Genomic DNA, 6,610 nt, shown 5'->3' with positions numbered 1-6,610 from the left:
AGGGAAACCAAGCCGACGGCCGCACAATTTGGCGATGCCTTTGATGTCAGAGGTACTGTTGACAATGGCCTGCGCGCTGGGCTGCCTGCCAAGGGCGGACGTCCAAGCAAGCAGGAAGCTGCGATTTCTCAGGAAGCCATGTCGGGCGGTGGTCGCCTGACGCAGGATCTGATCTCGGGTTGGGCGCTGAACAAGACCAAGGGTGAAGCACCGCGCAACGTCAAGGCTCCGCGTGTTGTCAGCAACCGTATCCTCAACAATGAGATGACCGCTTCGAACACCCCTTCCGGCTTCAAGCAGGGTGCTGGCACGATCGACTCCAGCCGCTTCAGCACTCCGGTCAGAATGCCTTAAGGCAATCCAAACTCTGGACATCAAAAAGCCCGCTGATCACATCAGCGGGCTTTTTGTTGGGCAATGGTTTTTGCGCTGGGCTTGAGAGTGCGGCACACATTGCTGCATGCCGCATTGTCTAGATCAGACGCCGCTCTGGCCGTCAGAGCCGATATAGGCGATGCGAACCATGTTGGTGGCGCCTGGTGTACCGAGTGGGACACCAGCCGAAATGATGATGCGATCGCCTGGATTGCCGAAACCTTCCGACACAACGATGCGGCATGCACGGTTGACCATGTCGTCCAGATTGTCCGCGTCACCGGTGACCACGCAGTGCAGACCCCAGACAACCGACAAGCGGCGAGCCGTCTGGATGACCGGAGACAGGGCGATGATCGGAACCTGCGGGCGTTCACGTGCGGCACGCAGGCCGGTGGTGCCCGAAGATGTGTAGGTAACGATGGCTGACAGTTTCAGTGTTTCGGCGATCTGGCGGGCAGCAAGCGAAATCGCGTCTGCACCGGTTGCTTCCGGTTGGGCGCGCTGCGCGTAGATGATGCCCGAATAATGCGGATCGAGTTCAACCGTGCTGGCAATCGATGCCATGGTCGAAACTGCTTCAACAGGATAGTCACCAGAAGCTGATTCTGCTGAAAGCATGATCGCATCGGCGCCTTCGAACACGGCTGTTGCAACGTCCGAGACTTCCGCACGGGTCGGAACCGGCGCGGTGATCATTGATTCCAGCATCTGCGTTGCCACGACAACCGGCTTGCCAGCGCGGCGACATGCGCGGATGAGCTGCTTCTGCAGGCCAGGAACGGTTTCCAGCGGCATCTCAACGCCAAGGTCACCACGGGCAACCATCAGGGCATCAGACAGCTCGATGATTTCTTCGATGCGCTCGATAGCCTGTGGCTTTTCGATCTTGGACATCAGGCCAACGCGACCGCGGGCAATCTTGCGTACTTCTGCAAGGTCTTCCGGACGCTGAACGAAGGACAGGGCAACCCAGTCGATTTCATTGGTCGCCAGAACCGCATCAAGGTCCACACGGTCCTTGTCGGTCAATACACCAACGCCGAGCAGGGTGTCTGGAAGGCTGATGCCCTTGCGGTCGGAAATCTTGGTGCCGGCAACGACGGTCGCAACAATGCTCTTGCCATCGCACTTTTCAGCGCGCAGGTGTAGCTTACCGTCATCGATCAACAGGCGGTCGCCCGGCTTTACGGCTTCGAGAATTTCAGGATGCGGCAGGAAAACGCGGTTCTTGTCGCCCGGCGCCTCGTTGCTGTCCAGTGTGAAGGTCTGGCCTGGAACCAGGTCGACCTTGGTATCTGCAAATTTGCCAACGCGCAGTTTCGGTCCCTGCAGGTCGGCCAAAATGCCGATCGGGCGGCCGTTGCGGGCTTCAACGGCGCGAATGCGGGATACCAGCGTGCGCATGAGGTCATGGCTTGCGTGGCTCATGTTGATGCGGAAAAGGTCTGCACCGGCAAGGTGCAGCTTTTCGATCATGGCTTCATCGCCGGAAGCCGGGCCGAGTGTTGCAAGAATTTTGACTTTGCGATTACGCCTCATCAGTGCTGACTTTCCTGTGTTCCGGGCGTATCCGAAAGCTGGACCATCCAGCTTCCTTGGCGACCCGTATCATATTCCTTGAAACCCATGCGCTGGAAGCTGCGAGCGTAGCAATCGTCAACGCCGGCAATCTTGAACTCGTTTTCCGCCACGCACATGTTGACGTCACCAGTCCAGCGGCCGCCACGTGCAGCATCTTCCGCATAGAGATAATAATATCGTGATTGTAGCTCACCTTCGATCAAGGTGGCGCATGTGGAGGCCGGAACCTGCCACCATCCTTCACTGATCCAACCCGATTCCGCACGGTAGCCGATCGCAACGCCAACCAGGTTCTGTGTGCTGTTGCAGACGCGAAAATCCGCTTTTGCCGGCACTGCTAGCAGAAACGGAGCGACCAGAAGGGCGCCGATGGCGGGTGTTGCGGCGCTAAGCCGGACAGGTACTCGAAGGAGAGAGGAGATGGTTTTGCGCAAGGCTTCCCTCCGGTTTCCAAAGTTATTCATGATACACTTTCTTGGCGCGACGGGCGGCGAATGTCAACGCAAGTCTAATCGATTATATTCAGTGTGTGTCTGCATTCTGATGGCTGTCAGGAGCTTGTCCTCCCGTTTTGCTTGCGCTGGTGGGCCAGCCATGTCATCAAACGCGCTCCCACGAATGCTTTCAAGAAATTGACGATGCAAGACTTCCCCGCGTTTGAAATCCTAGATGGTGATTATGACAAAGGCATGGTTCTGATTGCCGATCATGCCATGAACATTGTGCCTCCCCAGTATAATCAACTTGGCTTACCAGAGAGTGCATATTCGAGGCATATTGCTTTTGACATCGGTATTGAAGGTTTGACCCGATCACTTTCCAGAAGATTGGGCGTTCCGGCGGTGATGAGCTGTTTTTCACGGCTGCTGATCGATCCCAATCGCGGGGAGGACGATCCGACGCTGGTGATGAAAATTTCTGATGGCGCGATCATTCCTGGCAATCATCCGATTTCCGATGAGGAATGGAGCCGGCGCATCGAAACCTATCACCTACCATATCATGATGCCGTTGATCGGGTATTGAACAAAGTAATGGACACCACGGGCAAGGCACCCCTGGTGTTTTCACTGCATTCCTACACGCCGTTCTGGAAGCAGACGCCCCGTCCCTGGCATGCTGCCGTATTGTGGGATACCGACCACCGGGCAGTTCACCCGCTGTTGAAGGCGCTGCGAGAACCCGGCGACATTCTGGTTGGCGACAACGAACCCTATGACGGCGCCCTGAAGGGCGACTGTATGTATCGGCACTGCATGAGTCTGGGTCTTCCCCATGCGCTTTTGGAAGTGCGGCAGGATCTGATCGCCGATAATGCCGGCATCGCGGCATGGTCAGACCGGCTTGCTCCTATTTTTGCCGCAATGAACAGCGATCCGGCTTTGCACGAATACCAGATATTCCAGTCCCGGACCGGACCTTATGCCTGAAATGGGGAGTAATGTTTTGACGACGCCGGACAACAAACAGCAGATAGAATTCGAAGCAGCTGCGTTTCGCAGACTGGTTCAGCATTTGCGCAACAGAACGGATGTTCAGAACATCGACATGATGAACCTGGCAGGCTTTTGCCGCAACTGCCTGTCCAACTGGTACCGGGATGCCGCAGAAGGCGCAGGGGTCGAGATCAGCAAGGATGAAGCCCGCGAAATCATCTATGGCATGCCTTATGAAGACTGGAAAAACCAGCATCAGAACGAGGCATCGGATGCGCAAAAAGCGGCATTTGAAACAAATAAGCCAAAGGAATGAGGTTTTCCGCAATGGAACAGGCTTGACGCGGGCGTTTCCAGTCGGCAGTTCACAGCGGGAAAAATTTCAAGCCATGTTCTGGACAGCTGTTCCGCGAGCATGTGCCGGATGAACATGCCCGAACGGGCACATAAACAGACAAGATGAAGGAATTCACGATGGATGAGACCAGCACAACAGAAACCGTAGCCGCTGCCGAGCTGCGCCAGTTCATCGAGCGCATCGAGCGCCTTGAGGAAGAAAAAGCCGCAATCCAGGGCGATATCAAGGATGTGATGGGCGAAGCCAAGGGCCGTGGTTACGACACTAAGGCGATCCGCACTATCATCCGCCTTCGCAAGAAGGACGCCAATGAGCGTCTGGAAGAAGAATCCATTCTGCAGACCTACATGGCTGCCCTTGGCATGGAATAATTGTCCTTCAACGGGCAATAAAAAACTGGCCGTCTCCTGCGAGACGGCCAGTTCTTTTTTACACTTCAGCTTCCTGTCGCACACTGGCGCCGCGGAAGCACATTTTTAATGACGTGTATCTTTTTTCAGTTTCTGCAATTCATCCTTCAGGCGAAGTTTGCGCCGTTTAATGTCCGCAATTTCTTGGTCGTTTGACGACGGGGAAGCAAGAATACTTTCGAGCTCGTCCTCAAGAGCTCCGTGTTTCTTTTCGAGCGATGCGATATGAGCCTGTATGGTCATGCTGCACGTCCTTCCTTCTTTTGTGACCTACCTCCAGCTCTCCAACGCTGGAGTTTCAGGTTTACGAAACTAATGTGACACGGATTGTTAGGATTGTCGAAGGCGAAATCAGGGCAACATCTGGGCAATTTGGTCGCAATGGATAACTTCCCGTTACAGGCATTTGGTGGTAGAGGCAGTGCCAGCGACGTCAGAACACCGGCAAAGCCGGCATTATAAAATGGGGATGCAGAAATGCCCGATCAGTCACAGGCAGATATCAGATTGACATTGGCGCGTTTGCGGCAGGAACATGAAGATTATGATGTCGCCATCAATGCCATGATCCAGACCAACTGCGACGCCTTGCGCGTTCAGCGTATGAAGAAGAAAAAACTGGCAGTTAAGGATCAAATGAGCCAGATCGAAGACCAGATCATTCCCGATATTATCGCCTGACAGGGGGCCGACGAGCATGACCACAGAAACTCCGCCAGTCGCAATCATCATGGGCAGCCAGTCTGACTGGGAGACCATGAAAAATGCTGCCGACACGCTGGATGCTCTCGATATTGAATATGAGGCGCGTATTATTTCTGCGCATCGTACGCCGGAACGGCTGTTCAATTTTGCAACAGGCGCGCGCGACGAAGGTTTCAAGGTCATCATCGCTGGCGCTGGTGGCGCTGCCCATTTGCCTGGTATGGCGGCTGCCATGACCTCCCTGCCGGTGTTTGGCGTACCCGTTCAGTCCAAAACCATGTCCGGACAGGACAGTCTTTATTCCATCGTTCAAATGCCGGCCGGTATTCCGGTTGGTACACTTGCCATCGGCAAAGCCGGCGCAATCAATGCAGCACTTTTGGCTGCTGCCGTTCTTGCGCTGTCGAATGACGATCTGGCCGACCGGCTGGATGCGTGGCGTGCGCACCAGACTGCTTCGGTTGCAGAATATCCGATGGATAATCCTCAATGAATATTTTGACGGTTGGTATTATTGGCGGTGGCCAGCTCGGACGTATGCTGGCCATGGCGGCAGCGCGCATGAATTTCAAAACCATCGTGCTGGAGCCGCAGGCCGATTGTCCTGCAGCGCAGGTGTGTAATCTCCAGATTGTGGCGGCTTATGATGATGCAGCCGCCTTGGCGGAACTGGCGTCACTTTGCGACATCGTGACCTATGAATTCGAGAATGTGCCTGTTGGTGCTGCCGAGGCGCTGGCGCGTTCGGTGCCGGTTTACCCGCCGCCCAGAGCACTCAGTGTTTCGCAGGACCGACTGGTCGAAAAGACCTTCATCAATGATTGCGGCATCAAGACTGCCGATTTCCGTGCGGTGGACAATCAGGCCGATCTCGAGAAGGCGCTTGCCGAATATTCTGGCAGGGGCGTGCTGAAGACCCGCCGTTTTGGATACGACGGCAAGGGTCAAAAGCTGTTTCGTGGTGAAAGCGCCGAAGGCGCATTCGACGCGTTGGGTGGTGGCGCACTGATTCTCGAGAGCCTGGTGAATTTCGAGCGCGAAATTTCCATTATTGCTGCTCGTTTTCAGGACGGTTCGGTCGTTTGTTACGATCCGGCAGAAAATGTTCATCTCAATGGCATACTGCACACGTCGACCGTTCCGGCGACGATTTCCGAATCGACTGCCAGCCTGGCGCTGGACGCTGCGGCCAAGATTTTGACTGCGCTGGATTATGTCGGGGTTATCGGGATCGAGTTTTTCGTCCTGCCTGACGGTTCTCTGGTTGCCAATGAAATCGCACCGCGTGTCCACAATACCGGCCACTGGACGGAAGCTGCCTGCGCTGTTTCGCAGTTTGAGCAGCATATTCGTGCCATCAGTGGCCTCCCCGCGGGCGATGCCAGACGTCACTCCGACTGCGTCATGACCAATCTGATTGGTGATGACGTGGAGGCTGTGCCTCAATGGCTGGGTAAATCCGACTGCGTTCTGCACCTTTATGGTAAGTCGGAAGCGCGTCCAGGACGCAAGATGGGACACGTTACAGAACTGAAAGGTGCTGTAAAACAACGCTCCTGAACCGGAAACACGGCTTTGCGTGTTGACAGGGCGGGGGCGACAGGGTATTTGCCTGCCAACCGAAAAGAGCGCGCCTCGTTGCGCGTTTTTGATTGTTAGATACCACGCGAGACAGAATGTCTCGCAGAACTGCGGACCAGTAAAATGAAGATCAAGAATTCGCTTAAAGCGCTTAAGGCCCG

General features: G+C 55.2%; 9 protein-coding genes and 1 pseudogene. 7 read left to right on the top strand and 3 right to left on the bottom strand.

Annotation, left to right across the window (positions count from 1 at the left end):
• A pseudogene (locus tag RT613_RS00050) lies at window positions 1-354 on the top strand (hypothetical protein); the annotation flags it as partial.
• Window positions 355-477: 123 nt separating this feature from the next.
• Here the strand turns inward: RT613_RS00050 and pyk are convergent.
• Window positions 478-1,917: a pyruvate kinase gene (gene pyk / locus RT613_RS00045; RefSeq protein WP_313611979.1), complete on the bottom strand. Its 1,440-nt coding sequence runs from the start codon at window positions 1,915-1,917 to the stop codon at window positions 478-480.
• On the bottom strand, window positions 1,917-2,303 hold the full coding sequence (locus RT613_RS00040; RefSeq protein ID WP_313612243.1) for a DUF1036 domain-containing protein: 387 nt from the start codon (window positions 2,301-2,303) through the stop codon (window positions 1,917-1,919). The genes pyk and RT613_RS00040 overlap by 1 nt, the downstream gene beginning before the upstream one ends.
• A 294-nt stretch (window positions 2,304-2,597) precedes the next feature.
• Between RT613_RS00040 and RT613_RS00035 the strand changes: the two genes are divergently transcribed.
• From RT613_RS00035 to RT613_RS00025, 3 genes are all read left to right on the top strand, one after another.
• Window positions 2,598-3,389, top strand: a complete 792-nt coding sequence (locus RT613_RS00035; protein WP_313611978.1) for an N-formylglutamate amidohydrolase — start codon at window positions 2,598-2,600, stop codon at window positions 3,387-3,389.
• Between the two features lie 16 nt (window positions 3,390-3,405).
• A complete protein-coding gene (locus tag RT613_RS00030) occupies window positions 3,406-3,711 on the top strand; it encodes a DUF1244 domain-containing protein (RefSeq protein WP_313611976.1) in 306 nt (101 codons plus the stop codon).
• A gap of 158 nt (window positions 3,712-3,869) precedes the next feature.
• The gene (locus RT613_RS00025; RefSeq protein WP_192488109.1) at window positions 3,870-4,124 is read left to right on the top strand and encodes a DUF2312 domain-containing protein; all 255 of its coding nucleotides are present in this window, start codon (window positions 3,870-3,872) and stop codon (window positions 4,122-4,124) included.
• A 105-nt stretch (window positions 4,125-4,229) separates the two neighbouring features.
• Here RT613_RS00025 and RT613_RS00020 read toward each other — a convergent pair whose 3' ends face one another.
• A complete protein-coding gene (locus tag RT613_RS00020) occupies window positions 4,230-4,406 on the bottom strand; it encodes a DUF465 domain-containing protein (protein WP_313611974.1) in 177 nt (58 codons plus the stop codon).
• Between the two features lie 234 nt (window positions 4,407-4,640).
• Here RT613_RS00020 and RT613_RS00015 point away from each other — a divergent pair, with 234 nt between their 5' ends.
• Genes RT613_RS00015 through RT613_RS00005 form a run of 3 tightly spaced genes read left to right on the top strand, consistent with a single transcriptional unit; the run spans window position 4,641 to window position 6,428 of the window.
• The gene (locus RT613_RS00015; RefSeq protein ID WP_313611972.1) at window positions 4,641-4,844 is read left to right on the top strand and encodes a YdcH family protein; all 204 of its coding nucleotides are present in this window, start codon (window positions 4,641-4,643) and stop codon (window positions 4,842-4,844) included.
• Between the two features lie 16 nt (window positions 4,845-4,860).
• Window positions 4,861-5,361 carry a 5-(carboxyamino)imidazole ribonucleotide mutase gene (gene purE, locus RT613_RS00010; protein ID WP_313611970.1) on the top strand — a complete coding sequence of 167 codons (501 nt, stop codon included), beginning with the start codon at window positions 4,861-4,863 and terminating at the stop codon, window positions 5,359-5,361.
• A complete protein-coding gene (locus RT613_RS00005; protein WP_313611968.1) occupies window positions 5,358-6,428 on the top strand; it encodes a 5-(carboxyamino)imidazole ribonucleotide synthase in 1,071 nt (356 codons plus the stop codon). The genes purE and RT613_RS00005 overlap by 4 nt, the downstream gene beginning before the upstream one ends.
• Window positions 6,429-6,610: the final 182 nt, after the last annotated feature.

This window comes from Agrobacterium sp. (assembly GCF_032092815.1).
In the GTDB taxonomy this organism is placed as follows: Bacteria; Pseudomonadota; Alphaproteobacteria; order Rhizobiales; family Rhizobiaceae; genus Agrobacterium.
Note: the sequence above shows the minus strand (reverse complement) of the source record. Positions and strands in the feature narration are given on the sequence as shown.